Origin of the sequence: Shinella oryzae (assembly GCF_023038235.1) — a bacterium.
GTDB classification, from domain to species: domain Bacteria; phylum Pseudomonadota; class Alphaproteobacteria; order Rhizobiales; family Rhizobiaceae; genus Shinella; species Shinella sumterensis.
This window is the reverse complement of the sequence record NZ_CP081988.1, coordinates 55,620-70,852: the sequence shown is the minus strand read 5'-3', so window position 1 is coordinate 70,852 and position 15,233 is coordinate 55,620. Positions and strand designations below refer to the sequence as shown.

Annotated in this window: 14 protein-coding genes; 7 read left to right on the top strand and 7 right to left on the bottom strand. The window is 61.5% G+C overall.

What is annotated here, in order from left to right:
* Positions 1-9: 9 nt before the first annotated feature.
* From K6301_RS16550 to K6301_RS16540, 3 genes are read right to left on the bottom strand one after another with little or no spacing between them, the layout of a single operon-like run.
* Entirely contained in the window at positions 10-2,973 is a 2,964-nt protein-coding gene (locus K6301_RS16550; protein ID WP_247221604.1) for a sarcosine oxidase subunit alpha, read from the bottom strand.
* Positions 2,970-3,245 carry a sarcosine oxidase subunit delta gene (locus tag K6301_RS16545; protein WP_247221603.1) on the bottom strand — a complete coding sequence of 92 codons (276 nt, stop codon included), beginning with the start codon at positions 3,243-3,245 and terminating at the stop codon, positions 2,970-2,972. Before K6301_RS16545 ends, K6301_RS16550 begins: the two co-directional genes overlap by 4 nt.
* A 10-nt stretch (positions 3,246-3,255) precedes the next feature.
* Positions 3,256-4,506: a sarcosine oxidase subunit beta family protein gene (locus K6301_RS16540; RefSeq protein WP_247221602.1), complete on the bottom strand. Its 1,251-nt coding sequence runs from the start codon at positions 4,504-4,506 to the stop codon at positions 3,256-3,258.
* Between the two features lie 90 nt (positions 4,507-4,596).
* Between K6301_RS16540 and K6301_RS16535 the strand changes: the two genes are divergently transcribed.
* The 7 genes from K6301_RS16535 (at position 4,597) to purU (ending at position 11,695) form a co-directional block, all read left to right on the top strand.
* The gene (locus K6301_RS16535) at positions 4,597-5,571 is read left to right on the top strand and encodes a GlxA family transcriptional regulator (protein WP_247221601.1); all 975 of its coding nucleotides are present in this window, start codon (positions 4,597-4,599) and stop codon (positions 5,569-5,571) included.
* A gap of 47 nt (positions 5,572-5,618) precedes the next feature.
* Positions 5,619-6,287, top strand: a complete 669-nt coding sequence (locus K6301_RS16530; RefSeq protein WP_247221600.1) for a helix-turn-helix domain-containing protein — start codon at positions 5,619-5,621, stop codon at positions 6,285-6,287.
* 90 nt (positions 6,288-6,377) lie between these two features.
* Positions 6,378-7,283 carry a class II glutamine amidotransferase gene (locus tag K6301_RS16525; RefSeq protein WP_247221599.1) on the top strand — a complete coding sequence of 302 codons (906 nt, stop codon included), beginning with the start codon at positions 6,378-6,380 and terminating at the stop codon, positions 7,281-7,283.
* Positions 7,284-7,307: 24 nt separating this feature from the next.
* Positions 7,308-7,994: a GXGXG domain-containing protein gene (locus K6301_RS16520; protein ID WP_247221598.1), complete on the top strand. Its 687-nt coding sequence runs from the start codon at positions 7,308-7,310 to the stop codon at positions 7,992-7,994.
* A 14-nt stretch (positions 7,995-8,008) separates the two neighbouring features.
* Entirely contained in the window at positions 8,009-9,337 is a 1,329-nt protein-coding gene (locus tag K6301_RS16515; protein WP_247221597.1) for an FMN-binding glutamate synthase family protein, read from the top strand.
* An 87-nt stretch (positions 9,338-9,424) separates the two neighbouring features.
* On the top strand, positions 9,425-10,732 hold the full coding sequence (gene glnT, locus K6301_RS16510) for a type III glutamate--ammonia ligase (protein WP_247221596.1): 1,308 nt from the start codon (positions 9,425-9,427) through the stop codon (positions 10,730-10,732).
* Between the two features lie 78 nt (positions 10,733-10,810).
* Positions 10,811-11,695, top strand: a complete 885-nt coding sequence (gene purU / locus K6301_RS16505) for a formyltetrahydrofolate deformylase (RefSeq protein WP_247221595.1) — start codon at positions 10,811-10,813, stop codon at positions 11,693-11,695.
* 69 nt (positions 11,696-11,764) lie between these two features.
* Here purU and K6301_RS16500 read toward each other — a convergent pair whose 3' ends face one another.
* Genes K6301_RS16500 through K6301_RS16485 form a run of 4 tightly spaced genes read right to left on the bottom strand, consistent with a single transcriptional unit; the run spans position 11,765 to position 15,232 of the window.
* Positions 11,765-12,442, bottom strand: a complete 678-nt coding sequence (locus tag K6301_RS16500; protein WP_247221594.1) for a DUF1028 domain-containing protein — start codon at positions 12,440-12,442, stop codon at positions 11,765-11,767.
* A 47-nt stretch (positions 12,443-12,489) separates the two neighbouring features.
* Positions 12,490-13,779 carry an NAD(P)/FAD-dependent oxidoreductase gene (locus K6301_RS16495; protein WP_247221593.1) on the bottom strand — a complete coding sequence of 430 codons (1,290 nt, stop codon included), beginning with the start codon at positions 13,777-13,779 and terminating at the stop codon, positions 12,490-12,492.
* Positions 13,776-14,432 (bottom strand): VOC family protein, encoded by a 657-nt coding sequence (locus tag K6301_RS16490; RefSeq protein WP_247221591.1) that lies wholly within the window; start codon positions 14,430-14,432, stop codon positions 13,776-13,778. Before K6301_RS16490 ends, K6301_RS16495 begins: the two co-directional genes overlap by 4 nt.
* A gap of 2 nt (positions 14,433-14,434) precedes the next feature.
* Complete coding sequence (locus tag K6301_RS16485; protein ID WP_247221589.1) at positions 14,435-15,232, bottom strand: ABC transporter permease; 798 nt, start codon at positions 15,230-15,232, stop codon at positions 14,435-14,437.
* Position 15,233: the final 1 nt, after the last annotated feature.

Here is a 15,233-nt window from a genome sequence, read left to right as displayed (position 1 = left end):
CTCCTTCAATCAGGCGTGGAGTTTTTCATTTGCTGTGTCGAAAAACACCGGAGCGCAGATTCGTCCGGGCGTGAACTCGCCGCGCAGACCGTTCCAGACCATGATCTCCTCGCCATGCCGTTCCCGCCCGCGGCGCATCAGCGCAAGACCGATGGTGGAGCCGACATGCGGCGAGTAGCAGCTCGAGGTGATGTAGCCCTGGTCGTTCTCCAGCGTGGCCTCGGCATTCTTTGCGAGGATGTGGGAACCGGTGCGGAAGCCCGTTGCGGGATCGAGCGGCATGATGCCGACGAGCTGCGGCCGGTCCGGCGCATTTAGGCCTTCCCGTTCCAGCATCCGCTTGCCGATAAAATCGGTCTTTGTGGTCGAAACCATGCGGCCGAAGCCGAGATCACCCGGTACGACCGTGCCGTTGATTTCGTTGTGGGTGACGTGGCCCTTCTCGATACGCAACACCGACAGCGCCTCGACGCCGTAGGGCTGGATACCATGTTCGGCGCCGGCTTGCATGATGGCATCGGCTACGCTGTCGCCATAGCCGGCCGGTACCGCCAGCTCGTAGGCAAGCTCGCCGGAGAAGGAGATGCGGAAGAGCCGTCCGCGAACCTGACCGCCGAAGAGCGAAACCTCGGCAGCGGCCAGGAACGGGAAAGCCTCGTTGGAAATATCCGTATCGACAATCGCCTGAAGGATCTGGCGCGACTTCGGGCCGGCAACCGCCATCTGCGCCCACTGGTCGGTGACGGACGCGAGGCGGACGTCCAGTTCCGGCCAGAGCGCTTGCGCGCAGAATTCCAGATGGTTCATCACGCCCGCTGCATAGGCCGTCGTCGTCGTCATGAAGTAGCGGTTTTCGTCCAGGCGACTTGTGGTGCCATCGTCGTAGATCATGCCGTCTTCGCGCAGCATGAGGCCATAGCGCGCCTTGCCGACCGGAAGCTTCAGGAAGGCGTTGCAATAGACGCGGTTCAGGAACTCCGCAGCATCAGTGCCGGTGATCTCGATCTTGCCGAGCATGGATACATCACAAAGCCCGGCATTCTTGCGGATGTTCAAAACCTCGCGATCGACGCTTTCGCGCCATGCCGTTTCACCAGCGCGCGGGAACCAAGACGAGCGATACCAGAGGCCCGTTTCGACGAAGACGGCGCCGTTCCGCTTTGCCCATTCATGCAGCGGCGACTTGCGTACCGGCTGGAAGTGCTTGCCGTGCGAAGTACCCGTGAGAGCGCCGAAGGAAACAGGGCTGTAGAACGGCCGGAAGGTCGTCGTTCCCACATCCCCCGGCGATACACCGCGCGCTTCCGCCAACATTGCAATGGCGTTGACGTTTGAGAGCTTGCCCTGATCCGTAGCCATGCCGTTCGTCGTGTAACGCTTGGCAAGCTCTACATGGCCATACCCTTCGCGAACGGCGAGACCGAGATCCTTGCGATGAACATCGTTCTGGAAGTCGACGAAGGCCTTGCCGCGCACGCCCGGAATTGACCAGAACGGCTTAGCTGTCGAGGCCAAGTCGTCGGTTACGGCGGGAGCGATCGTGCGGGCGGCGCTGTAACCCAAAGCCTCGGCACATTCGGCACCCTTGGCAAAGCCATCCTGCAGGCAGGCGGCGATCCCATCGACATTGGCCGCAGCACCCGCAAGCGTAAGCCCCTTGAGACCGGTCGGCGCCAGGAAGACGTTTGATTTGGCATCCCATTGCGGCCCGCCGCCACGATGGCAGGCAAGGCTGATGACAGGATTGAAGCCACCCGACATTGCCAGGGCATCGACGGCAAGCCTTTGCGTCCGCCCCTCACGCATGATCGTGATCGCCGACAGGCTTTTTCCGCCGTGCGCGTCCGAGAGCACAGCGCCCTTTATGATTTTCGCCGCGCCGGCATACAGAAAATCCGCCGCTTCCGCCCTGCTGTCGACGATGATGACGTCGATTGCACCGGCAGCTTCCAGATCGCGTGCCAGCGCGTAACCGCTGTCGTTGGTCGTGAAGATCGCGACCCGCTTGCCAGGTGCGACGGCGTAGCGATTGAGGTAGGTGCGCATGGCACCTGCCATCATCACACCGGGGATATCGTTTCCGCCGAAGACGAGCGGGCGCTCCTCAGCGCCGGTCGCCAGGAGGGCCTTTTTGGCGACGATGCGCCAGAGACGCTCGACGGGAAGCCGCTCCAGAGGTGCCTGTACATGTTTCTGCACGCGTTCGACGGCACCGAAGACGTTGCCGTCGTACCAGCCGAAAACCGTGGTGCGCGGCATCACTGTGACGTTTGACAGCGAGGCAAGCTCCGCCAGTGACGTCGCCACGAACTCCGTCGCACTCTCGTCACCGATACGGACCGTTTCCGGTAGCAGGCCGCCGCCGCAACGCGAATGCTCGTCGACGAGAATAACCCGCGCACCGGCGCGGCCGGCGGCAAGGGCAGCGGCAAGACCGGCCGCTCCCGCGCCGACGACGAGAAGGTCGCAGTGAATCCAAGCCTTTTCATAGCCGTCCGGATCCGCCTCGTAGCTTGCCCGCCCAAGACCGGCAGCGCGACGGATGAAAGGCTCGTACAGCTTCTCCCAGAGAGCTGCCGGCCACATGAAGGTCTTGTAGTAGAACCCCGCGCTGAGAAAAGGTGACAACAAGCTGTTGAAGGCGCCGATGTCGAAATCAAGCGACGGCCAGCGGTTCTGGCTGCTCGCTTCGAGGCCGTCATAGAGCTCCTGCATAGTGGCCCGGGTGTTCGGCTCCGTGCGTCCACCTCGGCCGATCGTCATCAGCGCATTCGGCTCCGCGCTGCCCGCCGTGAGGATGCCGCGCGGACGATGGTACTTGAAGCTGCGGCCGACAAGGAGACGACCGTTTGCAAGCAGCGCCGAGGCGAGGCTGTCACCCGAAAATCCGCTCAGCGCCTTGCCGTCGAAGGAGAAGGAAAGCGGTCTGGAACGGTCGATCAGGCCGCCGGAAGAAAGACGAAAGGGCGTCATGGGGTCACCTCGCCGCGGTGGCCGGCGGCGTCACTGGTCGTGTATATTTCATGGGTCGCGGTATCGCGCTCGATCACCAGCCAGCGGCGGCAACCGGATGTGTGATGCCAGTATTCGCGATAGGCGCCGCGAGGGTTATTGCGCAGATAGACGAAATCGAACCAGGCCTCCGGTGAGGCGTAAGGATCCGGGCGTGGCAACGCGGCGCCCCTGACGGTGAATTCTTCTTTCGGGCGTGGTCCGCAATGCGGGCAGGTGACGAGGCTGGCCATCGTGGCATCCTTAATGAAGGTTAGGCTGGGCGCCCTGGCCCTTTTCGTCGATGAGATAGCCGCGCTCGAAACGGTCGATACGCATCTGCCGCGTCGTGGGGTGCGGCGCGTCCTTGGCGATGAGATGGGCAAAGCAGAAGCCGGAGGCCGGCGTGGCCTTGAAGCCGCCGTAACACCAGCCGGCATTCAGGTAGAGATTGTCGGTCGGCGTCTTGTCGATGATCGGCGTGCCGTCCATCGACATGTCCATGATGCCACCCCAGGAGCGCAGGACGCGGATGCGCGACAGTGCCGGGATCATCGCCTTGCCGGCCTCCGCGACATGCTCGACCGTCGCAAGATTTCCGCGCTGCGCATAGGAATTGTATCCGTCGATGTCACCACCGAAAACGAGCCCGCCCTTGTCGGACTGGGACACGTAGAAATGGCCGGCGCCGAACGTCACCACGCAATCGATGAAGGGTTTCAGACCCTCCGAAACGAAGGCCTGCAGGACGTGGCTTTCGATTGGTAGCTTCATGCCCGCCATCTCGGCAACGCGCGAGGAATTGCCAGCCGCCGCAAGGCCGAGCTTGCCGCAGCCGATGAAGCCGCGGGTGGTCTCGACGCCGGTGACGCGGCCGTTCTCGCGACGAATACCCGTCACCTCGCAATTCTGGATGATATCGACGCCACGGCTGTCGGCGCCACGCGCGTACCCCCAGGCAACGCCATCGTGTCGCACCGTGCCGCCGCGGCGCTGGATAAGGCCGCCTTGGATCGGGAAGCGGGCGTTGTCGAAATCGAGGAAAGGCAGCATGGACTTGATCGCGGCGCGATCGAGCAGCTCCGCATCCACGCCATGCAGGCGCATCGCATTGCCACGCCTCGTATAGGCGTCGCGCTGGGCGTCGGAATGATAGAGATTGACGACGCCGCGCTGGGACACCATGGCGTTGAAATTGAAGTCTTGCTCCAGGCCTTCCCAGAGCTTCATGGAAAATTCGTAGAAGGGATTGTTGCCGTCGAGCAGGTAGTTGGATCGGATGATCGTCGTGTTACGGCCGACATTGCCGGAGCCGATATAGCCTTTTTCAAGCACGGCGACATTGGTGATGCCGAACTCTTTGGCCAGGTAATAGGCCGTCGCGAGCCCATGGCCACCGCCGCCTACAATAATCACGTCGTAGTGGGTCTTGGGTTGCGGATCCCTCCAGGCGGAGCGCCAGGACCGGTTGCCCGTCAGCCCATTGAGGAGAATGGATAAAGCAGAATAGCGCATGGTCAGGCCTCGACGATCATAGGCCGGAGGGTAAACGCACTTTCGACATCGTACTTTCAAAAAAGGGACAGAATGATATAGAAACAGGCCATGACCACGGCCGACACCAAAAGAACTCAAAGGATCGGATTTCTGCTCGTGCAGAACTTCGCCTTGATGTCCTATGCCTCTGCCGTGGAACCGCTGCGGGCGGCAAACCTCATCGCTGGGCTCGATCTCTATGAGGCCCTTCCGCTTTCGCTTCACGGCCGTCCGGTCGCAAGTTCCTCGGGCGTGACCGTCGAATGCGCAGAACTGGCCGCGCTGGGAGAGACATGCCACACCGTATTCGTTTGCGCGGGGGGCGGCCCCAAGGACTGGAGTACTGTCGAGGACGCCCACCCCATTCTACGGCGTCTCGGACGGAAAGGTGTTCGCATCGGCGGCATCTCGAGCGGTGCCTATGTTCTGGCGGCAGCGGGCCTTCTCGACAACCGAGACTTTACGATCCACTGGGAACACGCCAGCCTGCTGAGGGAATCGTTTCCCGCTCTTGCACCGCGCCACGCGCGATATGTGATCGATGGGGACAGGGTCACCTGCGCGGGCGGGATTGCGCCGCTCGATCTTATGCATGCCATGATCAGCGAACGCATGGGCACACACTTTTCGCGGCGGGTCAGTGACTGGTATCTGCATACGGCCGTGGCTGAACCGGGCGCACCACAGCGTGGGTCCCTGCCCGAGCGGTTCGGAACGCACCACCCCGCCCTCTTGACCGTTCTTGAGAAAATGGAGGCTACGATCGAAGTTCCTCTCGATCGTGCAGCCATGGCGAAACTTGCGGGCATCAGTGTCCGCCATCTCGATCGTCTGTTTGCCGTGCACATGGCAGGTGGTTTCCTCCAAACCTATCGCAATATCCGTCTCGACCATGCCCGTCGCCTGTTGGAGCAGAGCCCGCTTTCGGTCGCGGAGATTGCCTTTGCCACGGGTTTTTCCGGTGCTGCGCATCTGTCGACCAGTTTCAAGGCACGTTTCGGCGAAACACCCACGGCGCTACGGGCAAGATTTTCCTACGAATAAGCGCTGTATTCCTGTAGGGAATATTTGGCTGAAGAATGCGGTGGGACATGACAAGCGAAAAGCAGATCTCGAAAAAGGCGCAGAATGCACTTTCGCAGAACCCGCACGCGGTACGCGAACCGCGCGAAAAGAACCTGGAAATGGCGATTGGTCACGAGGTCCGAGCCTATCGCAAGAAACTCGGCATCACCGGCGGCGATCTGGCTGCCGCGACAGGCATGTCGGTCGGCGCGCTCTCGAAGATCGAAAACGGCAACATCTCACCGTCGCTGACGACCCTGCAGTCTCTGTCCAAGGCTCTCGGCGTGCCCCTAACCGCGTTCTTCCGGGGCTTTGAAGAGCCGCGCAATGCCACCTTCGTCAAGGCCGGCGAAGGCGTTAACATCGAGCGCCGCGGCACGCGCGCCGGCCACCAGTACAGCCTGCTTGGCCATATCGACAACAATTCGAGTGGCGTGACGGTAGAACCCTATCTCATCACGCTCACGACCGAGTCGGACATCTTCCCGACCTTCCAGCACGAGGGCATGGAATTTCTCTACATGCTGGAGGGGGTGGTCGCTTATCGCCACGGTGACCAGGTGTTCAGGATGGAGGCAGGCGATAGCCTTTTCTTTGACGCGGACGCACCGCATGGGCCTCAGGAACTGCTGAAGCTTCCGGCACGCTATATCTCGATTATCAGCTACCCGACACAGTCGCGACCGGCACGATAAAGTTTCCTAACACGAAATATTTATTCCTGCCAGTTGATATGGGGTGATGTGCGTGGTAGCCATTTGTCAGCGAGACAAATGGAGGCGCGTATGTGCGGCATTGTTGGGTTATTCCTGAAGGACAAGAGCCTCGAACCGCAGCTTGGAACACTGCTTTCGGATATGCTGATCACAATGACCGATCGCGGCCCGGATTCGGCCGGTATCGCGATCTACGGCACGCCGGCACAAGGAAGGGCCAAGGTCACGCTGCAGTCAGCGCATCCCGAAACGGACTTCCTTGCTCTTGACAACGAGCTCGCATCCGCCGGCATCGATGCCAAGGTGACGGTCAAGAGCACGCATGCCGTCATCGAAGTGGCAGCCGATGCCATCGCCGCAACGCGCGCGACCATTGCATCGATCCGTCCGGATATCCGGATTATGGGCGCAGGCGACTCTATCGAGATCTACAAGGAAACCGGCTTGCCCAAGGACGTCGTAGCCCGTTTCGACGTGCGCTCGATGGGTGGCACCCATGGCATTGGCCATACACGCATGGCGACGGAAAGTGCTGTGACGACGCTTGGCGCGCACCCTTTCTCGACCGGCGCCGACCAGTGCCTCGTTCACAACGGATCCCTGTCGAACCACAACAACCTGCGCCGTGAACTGATCCGCGAAGGCATGACGTTCGAAACGCAGAACGACACCGAAGTGGCCGCCGCCTACCTGACGGCGGAGATGGCAAAGGGCAAGGATCTCGGCCAGGCGCTGGAAGGCGCGCTGGATGATCTGGACGGCTTCTTCACCTTCGTCGTCGGCACGAAATCCGGTTTCGGCGTGGTACGCGATCCGATCGCCTGCAAGCCCGCCGTGATGGCCGAGACGGACCAGTATGTTGCCTTCGGTTCGGAGTACCGCGCGCTGGTCAACCTGCCGGGCATCGAGGACGCCCGCGTGTGGGAGCCGGAGCCATCGACCGTGTACTTCTGGGACCACGAAAAAGCTGCGTGATCGGCTAACCGAGAAAGCCTTAAAATGCCTGTATTTGACCTTTCCACAACGCCCCTGCGCGAACTGAACAGTGCCCTCCACGCCCTTTCCAAAGGGGCAAATGACACCGCCTTCGAGATCGTCAATCCGCGCGGCAGCCACGCGGTGGCAGTTGGCATTGACAGCCCCGTCAGCGTCGAAGTCCGCGGCTCGGTCGGCTATTACTGCGCCGGCATGAACGACGGCGGCACCGTGACCGTCAAGGGCTCGGCCGGCCCCGGCGTCGCGGAGAACATGATGTCCGGCACCGTCGTCATCGAGGGCGACGCCAGCCAGTATGCCGGCGCCACCGGTCGTGGCGGCCTGCTTGTGATCAAGGGTAATGCCGCCTCACGCTGCGGCATCTCGATGAAGGGCATCGATATCGTCGTTCACGGCAACATCGGTCATATGTCGGCCTTCATGGGGCAATCGGGCCATCTCGTCGTGCTGGGCGATGCCGGCGATGCCTTGGGAGATTCGCTTTACGAGGCAAAGCTCTTCGTACGCGGCACCGTCAAAAGCCTGGGGGCTGATTGCGTCGAGAAGGAACTGAGGCCGGAACATTTGGAAAAGCTCGCAGAGCTGCTTGAGAAGGCCGGCGTCACCGGCGTCAAGCCGGAAGAGTTCAAGCGCTACGGCTCCGCCCGCAAGCTCTACAATTTCAACATCGACAATGCCGACGCGTATTGAGGCAAGGGACAACCATGAGCTATCACAACCCCCTCACCCCTCCCCGCAAGTCCGCGACGTTTGACGACTATACGCTGGCGGAAATCCGCCGCGCGGCGGCAACCGGCATCTACGACATTCGCGGCGCCGGCACCAAGCGCAAGGTGCCGCATTTCGACGACCTGCTGTTTCTGGGCGCCTCGATCTCGCGCTATCCGCTGGAAGGCTATCGCGAGAAGTGCGACACGTCGGTCGTGCTCGGTTCGCGCTTCGCCAGGAAGCCGATCACGTTGAAGACGCCGATCACCATTGCCGGCATGTCCTTCGGTGCGCTCTCGGGCAATGCCAAGGAGGCGCTTGGCCGCGGCGCAACCATCGCCGGCACGTCGACAACGACGGGCGACGGCGGCATGACGGATGAGGAACGCGGCCATTCGCAGACGCTCGTCTACCAATACCTGCCCTCGCGCTACGGCATGAATCCGAAAGACCTGCGCCGCGCGGATGCCATTGAGGTGGTCGTCGGCCAAGGCGCAAAGCCCGGCGGCGGCGGCATGCTGCTCGGCCAGAAGATCTCCGACCGCGTCGCCAACATGCGCAACCTTCCCAAGGGTATCGACCAGCGCTCGGCGTGCCGCCATCCTGACTGGACCGGTCCTGATGATCTGGAGATCAAGATCCTCGAACTGCGCGAGATTACCGACTGGGAGAAGCCGATCTATGTGAAGGTCGGGGGTGCCAGGCCCTACTACGATACCGCGCTCGCCGTGAAAGCCGGAGCCGACGTCGTCGTTCTCGATGGCATGCAGGGCGGCACGGCGGCAACCCAGGACGTCTTCATCGAGAATGTCGGCATGCCGACGCTTGCCTGCATCCGTCCTGCCGTCCAGGCGCTGCAGGACCTCGGCATGCATCGCAAGGTGCAGCTGATCATCTCGGGCGGCATCCGCTCGGGCGCCGACGTGGCCAAGGCGCTGGCGCTCGGCGCCGATGCCGTGGCCATCGGCACGGCCGCGCTCGTGGCCATCGGTGACAATGACCCGCACTGGGAAGAGGAATACCAGAAGCTGGGCACAACCGCTGGCGCCTATGACGACTGGCATGAAGGCAAGGACCCTGCCGGTATCACGACGCAGGATCCTGAATTGATGAAGCGGCTCGATCCGGTTGTCGCCGGCCGTCGCCTTGCCAACTACCTGAAGGTGATGACGCTGGAAGCGCAGACGATCGCGCGCGCCTGCGGCAAGAACCACTTGCATAACCTTGAACCTGAAGATCTCGTTGCCCTCACGATCGAGGCGTCCGCCATGGCGCAGGTGCCGCTGGCCGGCACCAGCTGGATCCCGGGCAAGGGAGGGTTCTAATCAGTTTCTACCCGTCGCCGCCTGATCCTCCCAAGGCAGGCGGCGACACCTCATGAAAGTGTCTGGATAATCCAAAAGGGGAACACGGTGACACTCGACCTTGCAAGCTACGCCAAGGAGAACGGCGTCAAATTTTTCATGATCAGTTACACGGATCTCTTCGGCAGCCAGCGGGCCAAGCTCGTGCCGGCCGAAGCCATCGCCGACATGCAACAAGAGGGCGCGGGCTTCGCCGGTTTTGCGACCTGGCTCGACCTGACGCCCGCCCATCCCGATCTCTTTGCCGTACCGGATCCGTCGTCCGTCATCCAGCTACCCTGGAAGAAGGACGTTGCATGGGTTGCCGCCGATTGCATCATGGACGGCGAGCCGGTCGAGCAGGCGCCGCGCGTCGTGCTCAAGAGGCTCGTTGCGGAAGCCGCCGAGCAAGGTCTTCGCGTCAAGACCGGGGTGGAACCCGAGTTCTTTCTGATTTCACCCGACGGATCGATGATTTCCGACGAATTCGATACCGCCGAAAAACCCTGCTATGATCAGCAAGCGGTGATGCGGCGCTACGACGTCATCGCCGAGATCTGCGGTTATATGCTGGAGCTCGGCTGGAAGCCCTACCAGAACGACCACGAGGATGCGAACGGCCAGTTCGAGATGAACTGGGAATATGACGACGTGCTCCAGACCGCCGACAAACATTCCTTCTTCAAGTTCATGGTGAAGTCGGTCGCCGAAAAGCATGGCCTTCGCGCGACGTTCATGCCCAAACCGTTTCAGGGCAAGACCGGCAACGGGTGCCACGCTCATATTTCCGTCTGGGATCTCGACGGCAAAGTGAATGCCTTTGCCGACAAGGCCATGCCGTTCGGGCTGTCGGCCAAAGGAAAGACCTTCCTCGGCGGTATCATGAAACATGCCTCGGCGCTGGCAGCGATCACCAATCCGACCGTCAACTCCTACAAACGCATCAACGCGCCACGCACGATTTCCGGCGCGACCTGGGCGCCGAACACCGTCACCTGGACCGGCAACAACCGCACGCATATGGTGCGCGTGCCCGGCCCCGGCCGTTTCGAGCTGCGCCTGCCGGATGGGGCCGTAAACCCCTATCTCCTCCAGGCGATCATCATTGCTGCCGGCCTATCCGGCCTCCGTTCCAACGCCGATCCGGGGCCGCACCACGACATAGACATGTACCGTGACGGCCACACGGTGACGAATGCACCGAAGCTGCCGCTCAACCTGCTCGACGCTCTGCGCGAATACGAAAAGGACGAAGCGTTGCAGGCCGCACTCGGCACCGCGTTTTCCGCCGCCTACCTCAAGCTGAAGACGAGCGAGTGGAACACCTATTGTGCCCAATTCACGAGTTGGGAACACGCAACAACGCTCGATATCTAGTCCTCGTACCATCCTTGTGGCCGCTTTCCCCGCGTCGACTGGCGCGGGGATCTTTCACTCATCGTGAGGAGATCCGATTTGACGACTTTCGTCCTGACTGTCACCTGCCCGTCCACGCGCGGCATCGTCGCTGCGATTTCCGGTTTCCTAGCGGATATGGCGTGCAATATCGTCGACAGCTCACAGTTCGACGATCTCAACTCGGGCCGTTTCTTCATGCGGATTTCCTTCCTTTCGGAGGAAGGAAAAACGGAAGAGGACTTGCGCGAGGGACTGAAGCCGATTGCCGATCGGTTCTCGATGGAAACGGAGCTTTATAATCAGGAAACGCGCATGAAGGTGCTCCTGATGGTTTCCCGTTTCGGCCATTGCCTCAATGATCTCCTCTATCGTTCACGGATCGGTGCCCTGCCCATCGATCTCGTCGGCGTGGTCTCCAACCATCTTGATTACCAGAAAGTCGTGGTCAATCAGGACATTCCCTTTCACCATATTCCCGTGACGAAGGAGAACAAGCCGCAGGCGGAAGCAAGGATCATGGACATCGTGGAGTCGACCGGCACGGAACTCGTCGTGCTGGCGCGCTACATGCAGGTCCTGTCCGATCAGATGTGTCAGCGGATGTCGGGCCGCATCATCAACATCCACCACTCGTTCCTGCCGTCCTTCAAAGGCGCGAATCCCTACAAACAGGCCTACCAGCGCGGTGTGAAGCTCATCGGCGCGACCGCACACTATGTGACGGCCGATCTCGACGAAGGCCCGATCATCGAGCAGGACACGGTGCGGGTGACACATGCCCAGTCCGCGGAGGACTATGTGTCGCTCGGGCGCGACGTGGAAGCCCAGGTTCTCGCCCGCGCAATTCATGCACATATCCATCATCGCGTTCTGATCAACGGCAGCCGGACGGTCGTGTTCCCTCCCAGCCCGGGAAGTTACGCGTCAGAGCGCATGGGCTGAGCGCCACGCTTCCTTTCGGCGTCACGGTCAGTTCCTTGACCTCCGGATCCGCCGGTTGGTTTGTCTTCGTCAGACCTGAAGCGCTGAATTGATCAGCGGCTTGAGGGTCGCCGGCTCCAGCACCTGGGTAATGAACCGGTCGACGATCGGCTCGTAGGATTGCCACAGCGAGCGCAGCTTCGTGGCAGGCTCGGGTTCGAAATCGACGCGCAGATCGACCAGCGGCCAGGCGTGTTTGTCGACGACAAGAAGCGCGGCGGCCATGGCCGGCTGCGTCTCGCCCCCGGCGGCGACACCGGCATCGAGCGAAGCGAGCAGCCGTTCCACGAATGCCATGCCGGCCGCGGTCTCGTAGCCCCGCACCATCGCGTGCGTGACTTGGTCGTTGGCCATGAAATTGCCGACCGAGACACAGCCGTCGCCCTGATGCGCGGTGGCGATGGAAGAGATATCGGGACCATTGAAGAATGCGGTCCGACCGTCCCTGTCGACTGCGGCGAACTGTCGAAGATTGGGATGTTCGCTGCCAGCGACGAGGATGTCGACCGTCTCGCTTGCCGAAAACCCCTTGCCGAGCAAATCGAGCCCGAGCGGTCCGCAGCGGATATCGGTGCGATGCTGGGTGGCGATCACCCCGGTTCCCGCCCGCGCCCACGGGCAGCGATTGCCGACGGCGATACTGGAGCTCGCCACCGCGATGCCGAACATACCGGTTTCCCGGTCGAGTGCGGAAAGTGAAAACGTCATAACCTCACCTTGCTTTATTCTGGGATGCTTCTGGAGCAAAGGCTTGCTCAGATCTCGCGGCTGTCCTTGAATCGGTACCAGGGCAGGATCAGACGCGCGAAACGGGAAACGACCGGATAAAAAGGCACGCCTGGCGGCATGGACGGCATCACGGCGAGTTGCTCGTCCGGCACGCCCTCGACGGCATCGGCCAGAACCGGCCCCATGGCACAGGCAAGCGCCAGGCCGCGCCCGTTGCAGCCTATCCAGGCATAAATCCCGTCACCACGCCGATGCAGACGCGGCAGGCGGTCGATCGTCATCGCAATGCGGCCGTCCCAGAAGGATGTCATCGGGTTTTCCGGCAGGCGTGAGAACATTGCTTTCAAACGCTTGCCCACCATGGCCGGCAGTCGCTTTGCGGCACCGGTCTGGATGGTCAGCGCGCCCCCGGAAACCAACCGTCCTTCACGGTCCTTGCGGAAGTAACGCAGGTCCATGCGCGTGTCAGACGCGGCTTCGTCGTTCGGCAGTATCTCATCCGCCAGCGCGCCGAGCGGATCCGTCGCCGCCTGGTAGGATGTCACCGGCACGACAGACCGTGTCAGCTCCTGCCAGAGATCGCCGCTATAGGCGGCCGTCGCCAGAACGATCTTTGGTGCATGCACGCGGCCCCCGGTGGTCTCGACGATCCAGTCGACTCCGTTGCGCACGAACCGTATCGCGGGGCTGTTTTCGTAGACGACGGCGCCTTCGGAAACAGCAGCGCGAGCAAGGCCACAGGTAAAGGCGTAGGGGTTTATATGACCACCGCCGCGATTCTCCCAGCCGCCGCAGTATGCGTCGGTGCCGAGCCTTGCGCGTATCTCCTCGCCCGATAGGACACTGGTCGGCGCACCGGCCGACGCCCATTGTGCTGCAAGGCCGCCGACGCGTTTCAGCCGCCCCGGTGTATGCGCCGGCTGCAGCCAGCCGTTGCGGCGAGCGTCGCAATCGATTTCGTAGCGCTCGACGAGGTCATAAAGCTGATCGGCGGCACCTTTCACCAGCTGTATAAAGCGCTCACCCTTCTGCCCCCGCCAGATCTTTCGGATGGCGTCCGGGCCATGCCGGGTCAGCGCGGAAATGACCTGGCCATTTGCTCTTCCGGAAGCGCCATAACCGATCCGCACCGCCTCCAGAACGATGACCTTTTTTCCCCGTCGAGCAAGCTCAAGGGCCGTCGACAGCCCGGAAATGCCGCCACCGATCACGATGACATCCGCGCGTGTCACGCTCCTTAACGCAGGCGCCTCGAATTTTTCGCGCGAAAGCGCCATCCAGAGGGAGGACGGTTTGTCCGAAGGCCAAGACGTCATGTGGAGACAACCTCGATCTCCACGCCGCAGACGCTCCGCAGGTCATGATGTTGCACCCGACTGCCGGAAAAGCTGAGCTTTCCCGCGTCGGCTGCCACGGCAATCCCATGCCCACTTTCATCCATCGGGAACGCGGAGAGCGAAGATGCCTGCGGCAGCATAACGGACGTCAGCGACCTGGCGCCGTTTGCATGCGCCATGGTTTCGGAACGCCAGAGAAGATCGGCCGTGTGATGCTGGCAGACAAGGCATTGCAGGCCGGGCGTCGCGCTAGGGTCGATACGGGCTATCGAGAAGCGCAACTCGCCATATTCGGTCATGCGGGAAAAATGCCGGACGGGCTCTACGGCGATGCCGAGCGCTGCAAGCTTGCTGGCCGACGCATCGACATCGATGCTGCGCAGGGCGACGCCACGGATGCCTGCTCCTTCCGCCAGCAGTCTTCGCCATGTCGCATTAGCAGGCGTCTCGGCGACAATACCCATGATCTCGATATAACTTGAGCCCTGAAGCATGACGCACCGATTGGCCGTGCCCATTGCCGCGCTATGGCGTGTTTGCGGCGTCACATGGAAACCTGCAGCCTCGAACGAGGCCCCGGCCGCCTCAAGATCCGGCACCAGAATGACGAGATGGTCGATCGGCAGGCGCATGCTCACCCCGCTACCGTCATCTTGTCGATGCCATACACGCGGTCGACGATCAGGAGCGCGATGACGGCGAGAAGAAGCTGCAACGTGCTCAAGGCCGCTATCGTCGGGTCGAACTGGTTTTCCATATAGCTCAGCATCACCACCGGCAGCGTGTTGGTGCTGGCGCTGCCGAAGAAATAGCTGATCGGCAGGTTGTCAAAAGAAGTGAGGAAGGAAAACAGCGACCCCGCCATGATACCCGGTCTGATCAGTGGCAGAGTGACGTGCCAGAACGTGAGAAGCGGATTTGCCCCGAGGATCGACGCCGCCTCTTCATAGGAACGCGGCATCCCGGCATAAACGCCCGCAACCGTACGCACGATATAGGGAAGACAAACGACGGTGTGGGTGATCAAAAGAGCTGCGAACGAAATACCGACGCCGATCAAGGACAGGAAGAAGAGCGAGGCAAAACCGATGACGATCATCGGCATCGACAGCGGTGACAGGAGAAAGGTCATCACGCCACTGGCCCAGGCGCTACGCGACCGCGCGAGGAAGATCGCGGCCGGCACGCCGATCAGGCAGGACAGGATCGTCGCCCCGATGGCGATCTCGATGCTGACGATCAATGCATCGATGAAGGGCTGATATTCGAAGATATGGGCGAACCATTTCAGCGACCAGCCTGGAATCGGGAAAGAGACATAGCCTGCGGACGTGAAGGACACGAGGACGACGATCAGGATCGGCGCCAGCATGAAGACGAAGAAGAGGACGACAAAGGCGGCAAGTCCGAGGTTGATCCAGTCGCGATTCATC

Bases quoted from the DNA above. Each gene is read 5' to 3' on its own strand.
- K6301_RS16550 (WP_247221604.1), bottom strand. From the start codon at position 2,973: ATGACGCCCTTTCGTCTTTCTTCCGGCGGCCTGATCGACCGTTCCAGA.
- K6301_RS16545 (WP_247221603.1), bottom strand. From the start codon at position 3,245: ATGGCCAGCCTCGTCACCTGCCCGCATTGCGGACCACGCCCGAAAGAA.
- K6301_RS16540 (WP_247221602.1), bottom strand. From the start codon at position 4,506: ATGCGCTATTCTGCTTTATCCATTCTCCTCAATGGGCTGACGGGCAAC.
- K6301_RS16535 (WP_247221601.1), top strand. From the start codon at position 4,597: ATGACCACGGCCGACACCAAAAGAACTCAAAGGATCGGATTTCTGCTC.
- K6301_RS16530 (WP_247221600.1), top strand. From the start codon at position 5,619: ATGACAAGCGAAAAGCAGATCTCGAAAAAGGCGCAGAATGCACTTTCG.
- K6301_RS16525 (WP_247221599.1), top strand. From the start codon at position 6,378: ATGTGCGGCATTGTTGGGTTATTCCTGAAGGACAAGAGCCTCGAACCG.
- K6301_RS16520 (WP_247221598.1), top strand. From the start codon at position 7,308: ATGCCTGTATTTGACCTTTCCACAACGCCCCTGCGCGAACTGAACAGT.
- K6301_RS16515 (WP_247221597.1), top strand. From the start codon at position 8,009: ATGAGCTATCACAACCCCCTCACCCCTCCCCGCAAGTCCGCGACGTTT.
- K6301_RS16500 (WP_247221594.1), bottom strand. From the start codon at position 12,442: ATGACGTTTTCACTTTCCGCACTCGACCGGGAAACCGGTATGTTCGGC.
- K6301_RS16495 (WP_247221593.1), bottom strand. From the start codon at position 13,779: ATGACGTCTTGGCCTTCGGACAAACCGTCCTCCCTCTGGATGGCGCTT.
- K6301_RS16490 (WP_247221591.1), bottom strand. From the start codon at position 14,432: ATGCGCCTGCCGATCGACCATCTCGTCATTCTGGTGCCGGATCTTGAG.
- K6301_RS16485 (WP_247221589.1), bottom strand. From the start codon at position 15,232: ATGAATCGCGACTGGATCAACCTCGGACTTGCCGCCTTTGTCGTCCTC.